Genomic DNA, 17,860 nt, shown 5'->3' with positions numbered 1-17,860 from the left:
CTTAGACCTTTGGCTCAGGGTGAATATGTGGGCGTGGATCGTGCGAACATGGTTCGGCATGATCACTATGTCCACAGTGGTTGTGATGATGCTGGTAGAACATGCGTTGAGTACCAAAAATCGCTTGGTACTCAGGATGTTGCTGAATACTTTCGGGTAAGCCGCTACAACAGATATGTTTGTTCAGACAGACCACACGATGTGTCCCTTGCATCACCCATTGTAGGTCATGCGATACCATCAAAACGGCACAGCCGTAGCGTTCAGGTAAGCTCCGTACATATTCATACAGTTCGGCTTCGGACTGGATATCCAGTCCTTGCATGGGTTCATCCAGTACTAAAATATCAGGTTGACGTAATAAAGCACGGGCCAGTAAAACCCGTTGCCGTTCTCCACCTGAAAGTTGCTGTACTTTGGATGCCTGTAATTTTTCGATGCCTGTATCGCGAATAATCTCTTCACGTAAAGTCTTTTCGCAGACTTCTAGATCCAGCAAATCTTGTACGCGCAAAGGTAGGCTTGCAGAAGGATTAAACTTCTGCGGCACATAGGCCATTTTTAATTTTTTTGAAAAAAGAACCTTGCCTTTATTGGGTGGCATGATGCCGAGCAGCACTTTGATCAGTGTTGATTTACCTGCGCCATTGGGACCAATGAGCGTCACAATCTCTTTTGCTTGCAAGGCAAAATCGACATTTCTCAAAATATCTCGTTCGTCACGTCGAACTGAGATTTTCTCCAGCTGAATCAGTGGAGTGCTTATTGGCGTGTGCTGCACTGATGACATTTTCCAGAAATTTCAATAATGCTGTGTTGCGCTAAAAACTGGTCTGAGGACGCAAGTTGATCTAGCTGTTGAATCAAGCCTTGTGCAGATGCTTCTTTGACAGAATGACATTCCGTGCAAATCAGAAAAGCGGCTTGATGTCCTTCACGTGGATGACAACAAGGAATATAGGCATTAATAGAGGTTAATCTGTGAATTAAACCTTTTTCTAATAAAAAGTCTAAAGTGCGGTATACCGTAGGAGGGGCAGCAGGGCGGTCTGCTTGACCCTTAATTTTAGCCAATAAATCATAGGCACCCATCGGTGCCGATGCATTTAAAATGAGTTCAAGTACTTCTTTGCGTAAAGGTGTCAGGCGAGCGCCAGTCGCAGTACATAAAAGTTCTGCTTCAGCTAGTCGCGCTTTAATATCGTGATGACCGTGAACACCATGTAACGCATTGTCATGTTCATGTGAACAAGAACTCATAGATTGACCTCGTTGTTTTTGTAGAACCTATTGATTTTGCATTGGGTCATAGTGGTTATGACGTCTCAATAGACTCGCTATCATAACACGCAATTTAGGATAACTATCTATATAAGTTAAACCTACGACTGATCATCTGATCAATCTAAAAATAGACATAGGCATTTTTTAACTTTTGTTATATTATAACATGCTTCGCTGAATTGAGTAATGTTGTGATGTCTCGCCTGATTGTTTTTGTCTTGTTTTCGATGTTAAGCACATGGGGCTGGACACAAAGCTTGGTGGTTTCAACACACCCAATTTATTTGATTGCCAAAGAAGTAACAGAAGGGGTCGAAGAGCCTGTTTTGCTATTGAAAGATCAAAGTGGCCATGATGTACAACTTACGCCAGCGCATCGTAAAGCAATCCAAGATGCTTCCTTAGTGATTTGGCTAGGTAAGTCACATGAGGCGCCGTTGGAAAAAATGTTGAATCAGAACCGTAAAGCGATTGCTTTATTAGATTCAGGGATTTTAACCACCTTGCCGCAACGTAATCTACGTGGTGTATCCATGGCGAATACAGTGGATAGCCATGTTTGGTTAGATCCAAATAATGCAGTGCGCATTGCGTTTTTTATTGCAACTTTACGCGCACAGCAATATCCAGAAAATAAAGCCAAATATATGGCCAATGCGAAAGAATTCTCACAGCAAATGCTGCAGGCCTCACAACAATATGAAAGCTCAAATAAAGCCAAAAACTATTGGTCTTATCATGATGCCTACCAGTACCTAGAGCGTGCCTTGAACTTGAAATTTGCAGGCGCCTTGACGGATGACCCGCATATTGCACCAACTGCTGCTCAAATTAAGTACTTAAGAGACAATCGTCCGCAAAATAAAATGTGCTTATTGGCCGAAACGACAGCGAGTGCCAGTCAGTACCAAAAAATGAACCCAGTAGTTTTCCAGTCGGTCGATGAAAGCATGCGTGGCGAAGACAATTTTGTAACAGCGTGGCAAAAATTGGCTTCAAAAACCGATAAATGCGTAATAAGTGCACAAAATTGATAAAAAAAATAAAAATCAATTGACTCTATCGTCAGAAAATATGGTAACGAAAAAAGCAGACTTAAGTCGAGAAAAGATTGCATGTTCAGGGGTGTAACTCTATAATGCCTGCGATTCGAAACGATCATGATTAAAACTTGTCAAGCAGTTCTGCTGTAAGTGGGTAAAAAATGAGCCAAACTAGTCGCATGATTGACCGACGATTAGCAAAAGCTTTGGTCTTCTTACAAGCATGTATGATTCCTGTTGCCGCTTTACTGGCATGGGCAATGAAAGATAAAACTGCTGCTTTGAGTGCTGCGCTTGGGGCTTTGGTATGTTGGTTGGCACATTGTTATTTTGCTTGGCAGTCGTTTAGAACGGCAGGCGCAAGAGCATCAAAACAAGTCATGCTGAATATGTACCGAGGAATGCTCGGTAAGTTTGCGATTGTGATCGTGGGTTTTATATTAATTTTGAGCAATGTTAAACCGCTGTCACCGGTTGCATTGTTTTGTGGATTTATTCTCGTACAAGCGATGTCGTGGGTCGCGCCATTTTGGGTGGCACGTCTACAAAAACGAGGGTAAGGCACATTTTGAGATTTTTGGAAGTAGAGGCGGGATCTTTGCCATCCGCTTGATTCGTTTCTACTTCTTTTTAATGATTGACATTGACCAGGTGTGATTTATGGCTGCTGAAGAACATGCCCTGACTTCGACCGAGTATATCAAGCATCACTTGACCAATATGACCTATGGCAAAATGCCTGATGGTACATGGAAATTGGCTGAGACTGCTGAAGAAGCTCATTCGATGGGGTTCACTGCAATTCACTTGGATTCAATGGGTTGGTCTATCGGACTTGGTGTGATTTTCTGTTTGTTGTTTTGGACAGTTGCGAGAGCTGCGAATGCAGGTGTTCCAACTAAATTCCAATCAGCAATTGAAATGATTATCGAGTTTGTGGACTCAAGTGTTCGTGATACTTTCCACGGCAAATCACGTTTAATTGCACCCTTGGCATTAACCATTTTCGTGTGGATTTTCCTCATGAACGCAATGGACTTAATCCCTGTTGACTGGATCCCGTATACAGCTCAATTGATTGGTGCAAACGTATTTGGCATGGACCCTCACCACGTTTACTTCAAGGTTGTTCCATCTACTGACCCGAACATTACCCTTGGTATGTCGTTGTCTGTATTTGTTTTAATCTTGTTCTATAGTATTCGCGAGAAAGGGATCGGCGGTTTCGTCGGTGAATTGGCACTTAACCCATTCAACCCAAGTAACCCAGTTGCAAAAGCGTTATTGATTCCAGTGAACTTAATTTTGGAATTAGTAACTTTCCTTGCTCGTCCAGTTTCGTTGGCTCTACGACTGTTCGGTAACATGTATGCGGGTGAGTTGATCTTCATCTTGATCGCATTATTGCCGTTCTGGATCCAGTGGGCGTTATCTGTGCCTTGGGCTATTTTCCACATTCTTGTAATCACGCTGCAAGCATTTATCTTTATGATGCTGACCATCGTTTACTTGAGCATGGCAAGCGAAAAGCATTAATGGTATTGCCTAACTATCACCTGATCGTTAGGCTTAAATTTTAGTTTAATTTGGTAATAACCTAACCTCTGAGGAATTTTTCATGGAACTCACTTTAGGTCTAGTTGCAATTGCATCTGCTATCTTGATCGCTTTCGGTGCTTTAGGTACTGCGATTGGTTTTGGTCTTTTAGGCGGTCGCTTCTTAGAAGCTGTTGCTCGTCAACCAGAATTGGCTCCACAACTTCAAACTCGTATGTTCTTAATTGCGGGTCTTCTTGATGCTGTGCCTATGATCGGTGTTGGTATTGGCTTGTTCTTCATCTTCGCTAATCCATTTGTAGGTTAATAGCTTAATTCCTAAATCCACATATTGAGGAATAGCGAAATGAATATCAACCTCACATTGATTGGCCAAGCAATTGCATTTGCGATCTTTGTCGCATTCTGCATGAAGTTTGTTTGGCCTCCACTAATCAATGCGATTAGTGAGCGTCAGCGTAAAATCGCTGATGGCTTAAATGCTGCTGAAAAAGCAAAAGCTGACCTTGCTGATGCGCAAGCACAAGTAAAGGCAGAATTAGACGCAGCAAAAGCACAAGCGGCTCAATTGATCGAACAAGCGAACCGTCGTTCAGCACAATTGATCGAAGAAGCGCGTACCCAAGCATCTGCTGAAGGTGAGCGTATTCGTCAACAGGCGAAAGAAACTGTTGATCAAGACATCAATTCTGCTCGCGAAGAATTACGTCAACAAGTTGCTGCTTTGGCAGTTGCTGGTGCAGAAAAAATTCTGAACCAACAAGTTGACGCAGAAGCTCATAATGCCATGCTGAATCAGCTGGCTGCTAAACTTTAAGCGAGGCGAATATGGCTGAACTCTTGACGTTAGCACGCCCGTACGCCAAAGCAGCATTTGCTTATGCATCTGAGCAGAATGCAACTGACGCTTGGTCAAATGCGTTACAACTGCTCAGTGCTGCGGTGCAAGATGAAGCATTTTCCGCTTATTTAAATCGCCCTGAGCTGACTCCTGCGGAACAAGTAGGTCTTTTTGCCAAGGTTTTAGGTGAAGGTCAAACTGCACCAGTGTCTAACTTTTTGACATTGCTTGCAGATAACGATCGTTTAGTTTTATTGCCTGAAATTGCAGCAGAATACGAACTACTTAAATCGCAGAACAACAACACATTGGAAGTAGAGATTGAATCTGCTTTTCCAATGGATGCGACACAAGAGCATATTTTAGCTCATGCGCTTGAAAAACGTTTTAACAGAACAGTTCATGTCACTGTTAACGTTAATCCAGCGTTGATCGCAGGTGTTGTGATTCGTGCAGGCGACCAAGTGATAGATGACTCTGCGCTTAACAAGCTTGAAAAAATGCGGACTCGTCTTCTTGCGTAATAGCAAAAAGACTGAACTTAAAAAAGATTGAGGAATAGCGCAATGCAACAACTGAATCCATCCGAGATCAGTGCGCTCATTAAACAGCGTATCGGCGATCTGGACACCAGCGCGACCGCGAAGAATGAAGGTACCATCGTCATGGTATCTGACGGTATCGTGCGCATTCACGGTCTTGCAGATGCAATGTACGGTGAAATGATCGAATTCGACGGCGGCTTATTTGGTATGGCACTGAACCTAGAACAGGATTCAGTGGGTGCCGTTGTTTTAGGTAACTACCTAAGCCTTCAAGAAGGTCAAAAAGCTCGTTGTACAGGTCGTGTATTAGAAGTTCCGGTTGGTCCTGAACTTCTTGGCCGTGTGGTAGATGCTTTGGGTAACCCAATTGATGGTAAAGGCCCAATTGATGCGAAACTTACTGATGCTGTTGAAAAAGTAGCACCAGGTGTAATTTGGCGTCAGTCTGTCGACGAACCTGTTCAAACTGGTTATAAATCAGTTGATACCATGATCCCTGTAGGTCGTGGTCAGCGTGAGTTGATTATTGGTGACCGTCAAACTGGTAAAACAGCAATGGCGATCGATGCGATCATCGCTCAGAAAAATTCTGGCATTAAATGTGTATACGTTGCGATTGGTCAAAAACAATCAACAATTGCAAACGTTGTACGTAAGCTAGAAGAAACTGGCGCTATGGCGTATACAACTGTTGTCGCAGCTGCGGCCGCTGATCCTGCAGCAATGCAGTATTTAGCTCCGTACTCAGGCTGTACAATGGGCGAATACTTCCGTGATCGTGGTGAAGACGCGTTAATCATTTATGATGATTTGTCTAAGCAAGCTGTTGCTTACCGTCAAATTTCATTACTTTTACGTCGTCCACCAGGTCGTGAAGCGTATCCAGGTGACGTATTCTATCTTCACTCGCGTCTTCTTGAACGTGCTTCGCGCGTTTCAGCTGATTATGTTGAGAAATTCACGAACGGTGCAGTAACTGGTCAAACTGGTTCTTTAACTGCGTTACCGATCATTGAAACTCAAGCTGGTGACGTATCTGCATTCGTACCAACCAACGTAATTTCGATTACTGACGGTCAGATCTTCTTAGAAACATCATTATTCAACGCAGGTATTCGTCCTGCTGTGAACGCGGGTATCTCGGTATCACGTGTTGGTGGTTCTGCTCAGACTAAGATCATCAAAAAATTGTCTGGTGGTATCCGTACCGCTCTAGCGCAATACCGTGAATTGGCTGCGTTTGCTCAGTTCGCTTCTGATCTTGACGAAGCAACGCGTAAGCAACTTGAGCATGGTCAACGTGTAACTGAGTTAATGAAGCAAAAACAATATGCTCCATACTCAATTGCTGACCAAGCTGTTTCTGTATATGCATCTAACGAAGGCTACATGGCTGACGTAGAAGTGAAGAAAATCGTAGACTTTGATGCTGCGTTAATTTCTTACTTCCGTTCTGAACATGCTGCGTTAATGCAACAGATCGATGAAACTGGTGATTACAACAAAGACATCGAAGCAGCATTCAAAGCAGGTATTGAGAGCTTCAAAGCGACTCAAACTTACTAAGTTAATCTTTAGTTAAGTTTGGTTCACGGATCAACCTTCGGAAGCTCGAAAGAGCTTTCGAATACTAGGTTAAGCGTATGGCAAATTTAAAAGAAATTCGCGCCAAAGTAGCTAGTATCAAGAGCACGCAAAAGATTACTCGCGCGATGCAAATGGTAGCTGCTTCGAAAATGCGTCGTGCGCAAGAGCGCATGGCTCAGGGCCGTCCGTATGCCGATAATATGCGCCGTGTAATTGCTCACTTGGTACAAGCAAACCCTGAATATAAACACCGTTATATGGTTGAACGCCCAGTTAAGCGCGTTGGCTATATTGTAGTGTCTTCAGATCGTGGCTTGGCAGGTGGCTTGAACATTAACTTGTTCAAGAAAGTTGTGCAGCATGTCAAAGCACAGCAAGAGCAGTCAATTGAAGTTGAATTTGCTTTGATTGGTCAAAAAGCGGTTTCGTTTTTTAAGAATTACGGCGGTAAAGTGCTTGGTGCAACGACCCAACTTGGCGATGCGCCGAGTTTGGAACAGTTAACTGGCTCAGTACAGGTTATGCTTGATGCATTTGATAAGGGCGAATTAGATCGTATCTACCTCGTATCAAATGGTTTCGTCAATGCAATGACTCAGCAGCCTAAAGTTGAACAACTTGTTCCTTTAGCACCGGCAGAAGAAGGCGATGACCTCAACCGTACTTATGGTTGGGACTATCTCTACGAACCAGAAGCAGAAGAATTGTTAAATGGTTTGTTGGTTCGCTATATCGAGTCTATGGTTTATCAAGGTGTGATTGAAAACGTTGCATGTGAGCAGTCAGCTCGTATGGTCGCGATGAAAGCAGCGACAGACAACGCAGGACAATTGATTAAAGACCTACAACTCATTTACAACAAGCTGCGTCAAGCCGCGATTACTCAGGAAATTTCCGAGATCGTTGGCGGTGCCGCTGCCGTTTAACATTATTAAGTTTGAATTGAGGAGACAGCAATGAGTAGCGGTCGTATCATTCAGATCATCGGCGCGGTTATCGACGTCGAGTTTGAGCGCAATAGCGTTCCTAAGATCTATGACGCTCTCCAAGTTGACGGTACTGAAACTACATTAGAAGTTCAGCAACAGCTTGGCGATGGTGTTGTTCGTACCATCGCAATGGGTTCTACAGAAGGTCTTAAACGTGGCCTAAATGTAACCAGCACAAATGCACCGATTTCTGTTCCAGTAGGTCCAGCGACACTTGGTCGTATTATGGACGTATTGGGTCGCCCAATTGATGAAGCAGGTCCTGTAGCGACTGAAGAGCGTTTGCCGATTCACCGTCAAGCACCTTCTTATGCTGAACAAGCGGCTTCTACAGATCTTTTAGAAACAGGTATTAAAGTCATTGACTTACTTTGCCCGTTTGCGAAAGGTGGTAAAGTTGGTCTGTTCGGTGGTGCCGGTGTTGGTAAAACCGTTAACATGATGGAGTTGATCAACAACATCGCGAAAGCTCACTCAGGTTTATCTGTGTTTGCTGGTGTTGGTGAGCGTACTCGTGAAGGTAACGACTTCTATCACGAAATGAAAGATTCTAACGTTCTTGACAAAGTAGCAATGGTCTACGGTCAGATGAACGAGCCACCAGGTAACCGTTTACGCGTAGCGTTAACTGGTTTGACCATGGCTGAATATTTCCGTGATCAAAAAGACGAAAACGGTAAAGGTCGTGACGTATTATTATTCGTCGACAACATCTACCGTTATACACTTGCGGGTACTGAAGTATCAGCATTGTTAGGTCGTATGCCATCTGCAGTAGGTTACCAACCAACACTTGCAGAGGAAATGGGTGTTCTTCAAGAGCGTATTACGTCGACTAAATCTGGTTCGATCACATCGATCCAAGCAGTATACGTACCTGCCGATGACTTAACCGATCCATCGCCTGCAACAACGTTTGCTCACTTAGATGCTACAGTTGTATTGAGCCGTGACATCGCATCTTCTGGTATTTATCCAGCGATCGATCCACTTGACTCAACTTCACGTCAGTTAGATCCATTGGTTGTTGGTGCTGAGCATTATGAAATTGCACGTTCTGTACAGAACGTATTGCAACGTTATAAAGAGCTTAAAGACATCATCGCAATCTTGGGTATGGACGAGTTAGCTGAAGAAGATAAATTGGTTGTTTACCGCGCGCGTAAAATCCAACGCTTCTTCTCTCAACCGTTCCACGTAGCTGAAGTATTTACTGGTGCACCTGGTAAATTAGTACCACTTAAAGAAACGATTCGTGGCTTTAAAGGTCTATTAGCTGGTGAATACGACCACATCCCAGAACAAGCGTTCTATATGGTTGGTGGTATTGACGAAGTGATTGCTAAAGCCGAGAAACTTTAATTAGCAACTCTAATTTAAGGAGATTCTCATGGCGACTATGCAATGTGACGTTGTAAGTGTTAAAGAGTCGATTTACTCTGGGCAAGTTACGATGTTAATCGCAAAAGGTGCGGGCGGTGAGCTTGGTATTTTACCAGGGCATGCGCCACTCGTAACTTTACTCCAACCGGGCCCGATTCGTGTTCAGTTGGAAAATGGTACAGAAGAAATCGTGTATGTATCAGGCGGTGTGTTAGAAGTTCAACCTCATGTTGTGACCGTGCTTGCAGATACTGCAATCCGTGCTGACAACTTAGATGAAGCTGCAATTATGGAAGCTCGTAAACAAGCTGAAGCATTGTTAGCCAATCAAAAGAGTGATTTGGACTCAGCTGCGGCATTGGCATCTCTTTCAGAGATCTCAGGCCAGCTTGAAACGATTCGTAAAATCAAAAACCGCGCACTTTAATTATTGCCGATTTGAGATTGAAAAAAAGCCACCGTCAGGTGGCTTTTTTTATTTTTTAGGTTTTTATCATTATTTTAATGATCAGGTATGCAAGCCTATTATTATAAAAAATTAAATAAATTATTAATCAATACTTAAAAATGTAATATTTTTATTGCATAACTAACATACTAAAAATTAAAAGAGAATTGTTATGTTGGAAGTCTATATGGTGGTTGGCTTTGTGCTGGCTGCTTATTCAATTATCGCTAATGATGCAATCCAGACTTTAGGGACTTTTATTTCTTCTAATAGTCAACGGCCGTGGTGGACCCTGTGGTTGTTTGCGAGCAGCGTTCTCATCGTAGTGCTGTTCTATGGCTGGTATGCTTCAGGCGTAGGTGATGCTTCATATCAACGCTTGGATAAAATCCCTTTTCCTGAAAGTGGGCTCAATTGGCTCTATATTATTCCGCCATTAGTGATCTTAATTTTAACGCGTTTTTCTATTCCAGTAAGTACCACTTTCTTGGTACTCACTATATTTGCACCTAGTAGTTTGGGCTCAATGTTGACCAAGTCCTTAATGGGGTATGTGGTTGCTTTTATTGTCGGTATTTTGGTGTATCGTTTTGTGATTAAACACATGACGGAGTACTTTGACCGAACTGCAGGGCAGCCTGCACCTCAATATTGGTTGGCATTGCAATGGCTTTCAACTGCATTTCTTTGGAGCCAGTGGCTCATTCAAGATTTAGCCAATATCTTTGTGTACCTACCACGTCAAGTTTCTTTGGAGTGGATGATTTTTGCCACATTTGTATTCGTAGCCTTATTGGGCTTCATCTTTTATCGTAGTGGTGGAGCGATCCAAAAAATTGTGACTTCGAAAACAGGAACAACGGATATTCGAGCTGCGACGATTATCGATTTTATTTACGCCATTATTTTATTAGTTTTCAAAGAGTGGAGTCATGTACCAATGAGTACCACTTGGGTATTCCTTGGATTATTGGCTGGTCGTGAATTTGCAATCTCGATGCATATGTTTAAACCTTCTATCTACGAAACTGCCAAAATTGTACGTTCAGATGCGCTGAAAGCTGCAACGGGTTTAGTCATTAGTATTGTATTAGCGTTAGGATTGCCATGGTTGTACCAGATCACGTCAGTATAAAATTTGAGACTGGAGTGGATCCCTGTGATTCATTCCAGTGTTGAACTATTTTCTGAGTTAAGCTGCTGAGTCTGGCTTATTCCCTAAGACCAGAGTTGCCAGTTTAACCATATCCATTTGAATGGTATTGAATTGTTTTTCTATCTTGGCAAAATCAATTTTTGAAAGATCGGTTTGACCATGTAATAACGGCATATTGAGTAATTGTTGATTTGCACTTAATAAACTTTGGCGAATTTGATCTACTTCGGTACTTTTTAAATTAAGTGCCAGTAAGGCATCATGTAAACCATTCAACTCTTGGCTTAAAGCAGCTGTTGTCTTTTGCAGGCTTTGAACATTTTTATCTTGAATCGCTTGTTCAAGGTTGCTTTGTGATTGCTTAAGCAGAGTGACGTAATCATCCGTCTCGATTTGCAACTTGGCAATATCACGGGCGATGTTCAACATATTGCCACGACTTAAGGGTTGGCTGTCTTGAGTGACTGTTGTTGCGCTTTCTTCATTTTCAGAAGTAGTTGTACTTGTTTGTTCAAATACAGTTGTTTGCTCAGCTTGTTCATTTTCTTGAGGGGCCTGATCACAGCCAGTGAGCATTAATACCGCTGTAAGTGTAGATGCGGAAAGAAGGGCTTTGAGGGATAGATTTTCCATCATGGCTGAACGGCACCAGATTATATGAAGATGGTCACTATAATGAGAAAGTGTGGAGAAAGAAGTGATTTTTGCAATTCAGCAACAGTTTGATCAACGCAGAGGGATGAAGGGCTTTCTAAGTTTGAATATAAAAGAACAGATCAACTGCTCTTTTATATTTATTTCTTCACTTTATTTTGCTAATTCTGCTTCAATTGTGCTGACAATACGCTCGTCATCCGCAGTAATATCTGGTGCAAAACGAGCTACAATTTCACCGTTCTTATTTACTAAGAACTTTTCAAAATTCCATAACACTTCTGGTGGGTTGTTTGGCGTTAAACCATAATCAACCAAGTCTTTCCACCATGGACCTTCACCTTGACGCTCTGGAATTGCTTGAGTCAGGGTTTGATATAAGGGATGTTTATCCTCACCCGCAACCGAGATTTTTGCAAACAGAGGGAAGTGCACATCATAGTTCAGCGAGCAGAACTGCTGAATTTCATCATTTGATCCTGGCTCTTGTTCCAAGAAGTTATTCGCAGGGAAACCAAGAATTTCTAAACCTTGATCTTTTTTAGCTTGATACAGTTTTTCCAGACCTTCGTATTGCGGTGTTAAACCACATTTTGATGCAACGTTGACAATCAAAAGGACTTTGCCTTGATATTGATCTAGATCGACTTCTTGACCTTTAATGTCTTTAACTGGAATGTGATAAACCGATTGGCTCATTGAATACGTCCTAATTTGTTGTTGTGACAATACCCGTTTGTTTTAACTGCTATTGCCGTAGAGTGCAATGCTCTTGATATGAATCCATACAAATAATTAGAAAAACCAAGCCTTTATTTTAGAGGGAGGCATTTTTAAGTTGAATGGGGGTTTGTCCCGTATAGCGCTTAAAGAACTCAATAAAGCTGGAACTGTGGTGATAACCCAAAGCAAAGGCCAACTGTTTAATAGTCATACCTTGGCGAATTTGGTTGATGGCAAAGATAATCTTGGCGCGATTACGCCATTCTGACAGCGACAGTTGTAACTCTTGTTGACTCAGGCGTAAGACATGCCGCTCGCTCACGGTAAAGTTCTGCAAGACCTGCTGTAGACTGCTATTGAATAATTCAGGATCAGACAGCTTCTCTAGGATTGGCGATAAAATGGGATGACTGCTTTGGGGTAAGTAATGTGAATAAGCAGGCGCTTGTTTGAGCTGATCGAACAGCACTTGTAGCAGGTGTTCGAGATATTCAGGGGGAGCAGCTTGTTTTTGTTGCTCTAAGATTTGTAGTACCAATGCCCGAAAGAAAGGCTCGATACTAAAACAGCGACAAGTATTTCCTAAAAAATCGCCAAACTTCGGATGCAGGCGGATGCAAATATAATGAATCTCATGCTCAACAGGGAGCGATTGATGTTCGGTTCGTGAGGGTAACCATAATCCGTAACTCGGTGGTGATAGGTAGTATTTGCCTTCAATATCAAACTCTAAAGTTCCATTCAAACTGAAATTGAAATCACCCCAAAGTGAAGAATGAGGTGTGACAATATCATCTTTTTGATATAGAAATTCGTGTACTTCTATACCGTGCAAAAAGGGAAATTGTTCAGCAACATCATGCTTCATTTGAGGGTCTCATTTTAGTTTTCGTAAGTCACTTTAGGATTGTTTAGACCTTTGGCTAAAGTAAAGATGCTAATCAAGGCCAAAGCAACAAAACTGATTACACCATAAATTAAGATATTTTCATTGAAATGATCAACTACATAACCACCGAGCAATGAACCTGTTGCAATCATGACTTGGAACATGCCCACGAACAGAGGCATCCCTTTTTCCACGGCATGAGGGGCGTGCACAAACATCCAGATATTGGCTGAGGTTGGGAAAGCGCCGAAGGCAAAACCCCATAAGGCGGTCAGGACAATGGCACCAAACTCATGAATGGCAAAAATTGGGAAGCCAAAGAATACGATTGCAAAACAGATCCCGACAAAGGCAAGGGTATAGCGCACATTTAAATTGCCGCTATAGCCTGCAAAGGCATTACCAAAAATACCTGCAATACCATAAAGCAGAAGCAATGAGCTAATGGTGGTTCCGTTAAAACCTGCAATATTTTTAAAGAAGGGTGCCAAGTAACTATAAGCACAGAAGTGAGCAAGACCAATCAGTAACACGATCAACATACCGCTACGTGCTTTGGGGGTACGCAATAATGCAGGTAGGTCGCGTAAATGAATGGCAGACTCAGGTTTCAGTTTGGGTAAGAAAATCACTTGTAGAACCAAAACCAGCAGTCCAATCACCGCAGTAATGCCAAAGGCACTACGCCAACCATAGAATTCGCTCAGCCATGTCCCGATTGGAACACCTAGGACAGTTGCAAAAGTAACACCTGCCATCACAATTGCAGTGGCTTTGGCGATAGGTAAATGGGGTGGTGCAAGCTTACCGCTGAGCGCGATTGCGGTTGCCCAGAAGCCACCAATTGAAATTCCGAGTACCAAGCGGCTGAGCAATAGCACATTGAAGTTATCGGCAAATGCCGTAATGGTATTGGCAATCACCATAATTGCAGTCAGTAAGATCAATACATAACGACGATCAAGCTGTTTGACCCAAATGGGTAATAGCGGTGCAGCAATTGCTGCCATTACACCAGGCAAGGTAATGATTAAACCTGCAGTCCCGACGGAAATATTTAAGTCTGCTGCAACACTATTCAGTACGCCTACAGGCAAGAATTCGCTGGTCACCAATGCAAAAGCACCAATCGCGACAGCTAAAATTGCATACCAACTACCTTGCGTGGTTTCGATGGGTCGTGCATCTGAGGAAGTGGATTGTTCCATATGAATTTCCTTATTTGTCAGTAAGATGACAAAAGGTTTATGAATAAATAAAGTTTTTATAACGATCGATATAAAATAAAATAGTAGATAAATGCAAGGTCGTCAATTAATTTAATAGTGATCGTTATAAAAATATTTGTTAGGCTTATGATAAATATGCATAGCTGATGAAGAGGAAAGTGATGCGCAAATGTAAATGAATCAATAGGGTCGCCTTAACGTATCGTTGTAAAAAGCGACCATTGATTATGGATTAAACACAGGATCTCAGCTCAGCTAGAATACTCATATTGCTGACCTCAGCCTGTATCATTGTTTTTGATAATGGATTTTAGGGTTGTTTAGACCCCGTGCCAACGTAAAAATCAATACCAAAGAACAGAGGACCAATGGCAGCATGGCGAAAAATAAGACCGTACCATTAAAATAATCAACGATAATGCCGCCAAACATACTGCCCAACGCAATCAAAATTAAAAAGGTCAATGTCACCATTGGCATGCCTTTTTCAACGGCTTCAGGCGCATGAGTAAACATCCAGATGTTAACTGCAGTTGGGATAATCCCATAAGCGAAGCCCCATAAAGCAGTCAATATGATTGCAGAGACGACATGTGCACCAGACAGCGGCAGGCACAGAAAGGCAAAGAAGAAGGTGATACCACTGACGGCAAAGGTATAACGGATATTCTTCTGACCGAGATAGCCCGCAAAAATGTTGCCAAAAATCCCAGCAATCCCATAGACCAGCAGTAAACGACTAATCAAGCCGTCAGAGAAGTCCAATTGATGCTTAAAAAAGGCAGAAAAATAACTATAAGCCGCAAAATGTGCAAAGCCCATAAAAATAAAGATGATCAAGCCTTTACGTGCAGCAGGATGTTGCAACAGGATTGGGAGTTCTTTCCAACGTAGCGAAGAAGCGGGTTTGAGTTGAGGCAGATACAGATACTGGAAGATAAATAAGAGTACCCCCATCAATGAAATCGCCGTGAAAGAGGTTTGCCAACCATTATACTGAGCCAACCACGTGCCCATTGGCACCCCCAATACACTGGCCAAGGTCACTCCGAAAGCCACCCAAGCCGTTGCTTTGGCAATGGGTAAATGGGGAGGTGCAAGGCGACCACTTAAAGCAACCGCAGTGGCCCAGAATCCGCCAACAGCAATACCCAGAATGATACGTCCGACTAACAGCAGGATAAAGTTAGGCGCAAATGCGGTGAGGAGATTGGCGACAATCATTAGCAGGGTAAGCATCAGTAACAACGTGCGCCGATCCAGTGTCTTTGCTGAAATTGGAATTAGCACTGCAGCAAACATACCGACGATTGCGGTCAATGAAACGGTTAGACCTGCTGTTCCAACCGAGACTTGAAAGTCCCGTGCGATGTCATTGAGTACACCAATCGCAAGAAACTCACCAGTGACCAAGGCAAAAGCGCTGAAGGTAACAGAGAGCAGTGCGAGCCAGTTCCCTTGTGAAGGGTTTGACTCCAGCGAGCTGATGTCGGTTGCAGATGGATTTTCCATAAAAATTCCCTTTATTGTTAGTCGGATAACAATAAAATTGAAAAATAGTAATTTTTTATAACGATCGATATAAAATAAAATAGTTGATTAATGTTGCTGCGTCAATTAATTTGATAGTGATCGTTATGAAAATATCTGTGACTGTTATGACAAATGCACCTGATCCCCTGCCAACACCATGCGATGACAGCTTGAAAAAAAAGCGCGGTCGTCCAAAGTGCTTTGACGAGCAACAGGCTTTGGAAAAGGCCATGTTGCTATTTTGGGAGCATGGTTATGAAGCCACATCGATCAGTGATTTGACACAAGCGCTAGAGCTGACTGCACCGAGCTTATATAGTAGCTTTGGTGATAAAGCTGGGCTGTTTTATAAATGCATTGATTATTATTTGGCACATGAAGCTTGTCCGATAGTTCCTATTTTTTTAGAAGCCAAAACTGCCAAAGTTGCATTTGAGCTTTATTTATATGACAACGTCAAACGGTTGGCTCAACCGAATAAACCTGCAGGTTGTATGTTGGTTGTTGCGACCATGAGTTGTTCCGACAATGCGCAGGCGGTGCAACACAATATTCTGGAAAAACGTTTGCAGACTAAGCAAAAACTGTTTGAACGTTTAGAGCAGGGCGTTGCCAACGGGGATTTGCCAGCAACAGCGCCTTTACAGGAAATGACAGACTTCTATGCAACGGTTGTGCAGGGGCTGACGATTCAAGCACGAGATGGGGCGACGGTTGAGCAACTGCATAAGGTGGTTGAACACGCGATGCGCGCATGGGAGCTGTTCTAAGCCACGATGTCGTGACTGCGATATAAATGTCTGAAATACGATATTTCAATTATTTTGGACATCTTCCACAATACTCCCATTGCTGAGATATGGTGAGAAAATGATGGGTCAGTTAAGTAAGTACCAAAAATGGGCCTTCGTATTGCCCTTGATTGCAGTTTTGATTTGGTCGCTGAATATTGCAGTGACACGCTATGTGGCGGACTATATTTCGCCTGTGAGTATTAGTTTTTATCGCTGGTTTGTTGCCTTTATTATTTTGACACCGTTTATGTTGCCGAAAGTATGGCGACAACGCGCTGTAATTCGCCCATTGATTCCTAAATTAGCCGTACTCAGTGCTTTTGGTATGGTGTTGTACCAAGGTTTATCTTATACCGCTGCTCACTATACCACTGCGACCAATATGGGCATTGTGAATGCCTTTGTCCCGATCTTTACCATCTTTATCTCTTATTTTATTTTAAAAGATGCACCCAATCGTTTTGCCATTTTTGGCAGTCTCTTGTCTTTTGCGGGTTTGATTTATGTGATGAGTCAAGGTCACCTGTCAAACCTATTTGATCAAGGCGGGCACTGGGGCGATGCGGTCATGGTATTGGCTGTAGGTTTCTATGCATTTTATGGCGTGTTCTTGAAAAAATGGCAGCTACAGCTTCCTTTGTTAAGCAGCTTGTATGTGCAAATTGGTTTTGCGTTGGTATATCACATCCCATTCTTGCTCTGGTTTGGCCTAGATGGGATTAATGCACAGAATGCAGCGAGTGTTCTCTATGCAGGTATGTTCCCTTCATTAATTGCACCGTTATTATGGATGGTCGCTGTACAGGCGATTGGCCCAAATCGTACCAGTATTTTCATGAATTTAATGCCGGTATTCACTGCGATTATTGCCAGTTTCTGGTTGTCAGAGCATTGGACGATTTATCATAGCATTGGTGGTCTGATGATCCTGATGGGGATCATTATGGCGCAGAAGAAAACGGTTAAAGCATCGGCTCCACTGGTTGAGTCTGCATCCTAAATGTGAAAATTGGTGGTGCGTTTGTTTAAAATATAAACAAACGCACCAAAAATATTTTTTGATGACTGTGCTTTCTATATGATTTGCAAATATATTTTTTAGATTTACTAAATTTATGATCAAAAAAAAGCTGAATAAAAATATAAATATAATTTTATTGAAAATACGGAAGTGACAAAATTGGTACGCTTTTCACACTTTTTGT

The 17,860-nt window shown here is 42.5% G+C and carries 20 protein-coding genes; 13 read left to right on the top strand and 7 right to left on the bottom strand.

Annotated elements, in window-relative coordinates:
• Position 1: 1 nt before the first annotated feature.
• Both znuC and NDN11_RS17340 read right to left on the bottom strand, forming a co-directional pair.
• Positions 2–790, bottom strand: coding sequence for a zinc ABC transporter ATP-binding protein ZnuC (gene znuC, locus NDN11_RS17345; RefSeq protein ID WP_251110321.1), 789 nt, complete (start codon positions 788–790; stop codon positions 2–4).
• Positions 763–1,260 carry a transcriptional repressor gene (locus NDN11_RS17340; protein ID WP_167250937.1) on the bottom strand — a complete coding sequence of 166 codons (498 nt, stop codon included), beginning with the start codon at positions 1,258–1,260 and terminating at the stop codon, positions 763–765. Before NDN11_RS17340 ends, znuC begins: the two co-directional genes overlap by 28 nt.
• Before the next feature lie 218 nt (positions 1,261–1,478).
• Here NDN11_RS17340 and NDN11_RS17335 point away from each other — a divergent pair, with 218 nt between their 5' ends.
• The 11 genes from NDN11_RS17335 to NDN11_RS17285 all read left to right on the top strand — a co-directional run bounded on the left by NDN11_RS17335 (position 1,479) and on the right by NDN11_RS17285 (position 10,812).
• Positions 1,479–2,318 carry a metal ABC transporter substrate-binding protein gene (locus tag NDN11_RS17335; protein WP_251110320.1) on the top strand — a complete coding sequence of 280 codons (840 nt, stop codon included), beginning with the start codon at positions 1,479–1,481 and terminating at the stop codon, positions 2,316–2,318.
• Between the two features lie 170 nt (positions 2,319–2,488).
• Complete coding sequence (locus tag NDN11_RS17330) at positions 2,489–2,887, top strand: ATP synthase subunit I (RefSeq protein WP_167250933.1); 399 nt, start codon at positions 2,489–2,491, stop codon at positions 2,885–2,887.
• 100 nt (positions 2,888–2,987) lie between these two features.
• Positions 2,988–3,863, top strand: a complete 876-nt coding sequence (atpB, locus tag NDN11_RS17325) for a F0F1 ATP synthase subunit A (protein ID WP_016542587.1) — start codon at positions 2,988–2,990, stop codon at positions 3,861–3,863.
• Positions 3,864–3,945: 82 nt separating this feature from the next.
• Positions 3,946–4,191 carry a F0F1 ATP synthase subunit C gene (atpE, locus tag NDN11_RS17320; protein ID WP_000424060.1) on the top strand — a complete coding sequence of 82 codons (246 nt, stop codon included), beginning with the start codon at positions 3,946–3,948 and terminating at the stop codon, positions 4,189–4,191.
• Between the two features lie 39 nt (positions 4,192–4,230).
• A complete protein-coding gene (locus NDN11_RS17315) occupies positions 4,231–4,701 on the top strand; it encodes a F0F1 ATP synthase subunit B (protein WP_004801977.1) in 471 nt (156 codons plus the stop codon).
• An 11-nt stretch (positions 4,702–4,712) separates the two neighbouring features.
• Positions 4,713–5,249, top strand: coding sequence for a F0F1 ATP synthase subunit delta (locus NDN11_RS17310; RefSeq protein ID WP_251110319.1), 537 nt, complete (start codon positions 4,713–4,715; stop codon positions 5,247–5,249).
• A gap of 42 nt (positions 5,250–5,291) precedes the next feature.
• Positions 5,292–6,836: a F0F1 ATP synthase subunit alpha gene (gene atpA, locus NDN11_RS17305; RefSeq protein WP_004656522.1), complete on the top strand. Its 1,545-nt coding sequence runs from the start codon at positions 5,292–5,294 to the stop codon at positions 6,834–6,836.
• Between the two features lie 77 nt (positions 6,837–6,913).
• On the top strand, positions 6,914–7,783 hold the full coding sequence (atpG, locus tag NDN11_RS17300; protein WP_167250929.1) for a F0F1 ATP synthase subunit gamma: 870 nt from the start codon (positions 6,914–6,916) through the stop codon (positions 7,781–7,783).
• 30 nt (positions 7,784–7,813) lie between these two features.
• Positions 7,814–9,208: a F0F1 ATP synthase subunit beta gene (atpD, locus tag NDN11_RS17295; protein ID WP_004656517.1), complete on the top strand. Its 1,395-nt coding sequence runs from the start codon at positions 7,814–7,816 to the stop codon at positions 9,206–9,208.
• A gap of 28 nt (positions 9,209–9,236) precedes the next feature.
• Entirely contained in the window at positions 9,237–9,656 is a 420-nt protein-coding gene (locus tag NDN11_RS17290; protein ID WP_004773226.1) for a F0F1 ATP synthase subunit epsilon, read from the top strand.
• 193 nt (positions 9,657–9,849) lie between these two features.
• Positions 9,850–10,812 (top strand): hypothetical protein, encoded by a 963-nt coding sequence (locus NDN11_RS17285; RefSeq protein WP_251110318.1) that lies wholly within the window; start codon positions 9,850–9,852, stop codon positions 10,810–10,812.
• Between the two features lie 57 nt (positions 10,813–10,869).
• Here NDN11_RS17285 and NDN11_RS17280 read toward each other — a convergent pair whose 3' ends face one another.
• The 5 genes from NDN11_RS17280 to NDN11_RS17260 form a co-directional block, all read right to left on the bottom strand.
• Positions 10,870–11,469, bottom strand: coding sequence for a PM1805 family lipoprotein (locus NDN11_RS17280; protein ID WP_251110317.1), 600 nt, complete (start codon positions 11,467–11,469; stop codon positions 10,870–10,872).
• Between the two features lie 171 nt (positions 11,470–11,640).
• Positions 11,641–12,186 carry a glutathione peroxidase gene (locus NDN11_RS17275; protein WP_251110316.1) on the bottom strand — a complete coding sequence of 182 codons (546 nt, stop codon included), beginning with the start codon at positions 12,184–12,186 and terminating at the stop codon, positions 11,641–11,643.
• 118 nt (positions 12,187–12,304) lie between these two features.
• Positions 12,305–13,078 (bottom strand): AraC family transcriptional regulator, encoded by a 774-nt coding sequence (locus NDN11_RS17270; RefSeq protein ID WP_167250923.1) that lies wholly within the window; start codon positions 13,076–13,078, stop codon positions 12,305–12,307.
• 14 nt (positions 13,079–13,092) lie between these two features.
• Positions 13,093–14,307, bottom strand: a complete 1,215-nt coding sequence (locus tag NDN11_RS17265) for an MFS transporter (protein ID WP_005319710.1) — start codon at positions 14,305–14,307, stop codon at positions 13,093–13,095.
• 309 nt (positions 14,308–14,616) lie between these two features.
• Positions 14,617–15,840 carry an MFS transporter gene (locus NDN11_RS17260; RefSeq protein ID WP_251110315.1) on the bottom strand — a complete coding sequence of 408 codons (1,224 nt, stop codon included), beginning with the start codon at positions 15,838–15,840 and terminating at the stop codon, positions 14,617–14,619.
• 137 nt (positions 15,841–15,977) lie between these two features.
• Here NDN11_RS17260 and NDN11_RS17255 point away from each other — a divergent pair, with 137 nt between their 5' ends.
• Both NDN11_RS17255 and NDN11_RS17250 read left to right on the top strand, forming a co-directional pair.
• Positions 15,978–16,631: a TetR/AcrR family transcriptional regulator gene (locus NDN11_RS17255; RefSeq protein WP_373885796.1), complete on the top strand. Its 654-nt coding sequence runs from the start codon at positions 15,978–15,980 to the stop codon at positions 16,629–16,631.
• Positions 16,632–16,734: 103 nt separating this feature from the next.
• Positions 16,735–17,655, top strand: a complete 921-nt coding sequence (locus NDN11_RS17250) for a DMT family transporter (RefSeq protein ID WP_251111564.1) — start codon at positions 16,735–16,737, stop codon at positions 17,653–17,655.
• Positions 17,656–17,860: the final 205 nt, after the last annotated feature.

Source organism: Acinetobacter sp. C26M (assembly GCF_023702675.1).
Classification (GTDB): domain Bacteria; phylum Pseudomonadota; class Gammaproteobacteria; order Pseudomonadales; family Moraxellaceae; genus Acinetobacter.
The sequence above is the reverse complement of the archived record's forward strand: the minus strand, read 5'-3'. Positions and strand labels throughout refer to the sequence as shown.